The sequence below is a fragment of the Pseudomonas sp. 2995-1 genome (assembly GCF_002742505.1).
GTDB lineage: Bacteria > Pseudomonadota > Gammaproteobacteria > Pseudomonadales > Pseudomonadaceae > Aquipseudomonas > Aquipseudomonas sivasensis.
This window is the reverse complement of sequence record NZ_LJSA01000342.1, coordinates 1-255: the sequence shown is the minus strand read 5'-3', so window position 1 is coordinate 255 and position 255 is coordinate 1. Positions and strand designations below refer to the sequence as shown.

Below are 255 nucleotides of genomic sequence, written 5' to 3'. Positions count from 1 at the left end.
ATGGGATACAACTTTGCAGGATATTCTCATCCGTACAAAAAGAATGCAAGGATATGATGCTCTTTGGCTACCTGGAATGGACCATGCTGGAATTGCAACACAAGCAAAGGTTGAGGGGAAGTTAAAAGAAGAGGGACAATCTCGCCATGATCTTGGCCGCGAAAAATTCCTAGAGAAGTCTTGGGAGTGGAAAGAAGAATATGCAGATTTCATTCGGAAACAATGGTCGAAACTGGGATTATCATTAGATTATTC

1 protein-coding gene is annotated in these 255 nt (G+C 41.6%); it reads left to right on the top strand.

The annotated features are described in order from the left end of the window. On the top strand, positions 1-255 hold a 255-nt coding region (locus AOA61_RS12540), incomplete at both ends, for a class I tRNA ligase family protein (RefSeq protein WP_143521207.1).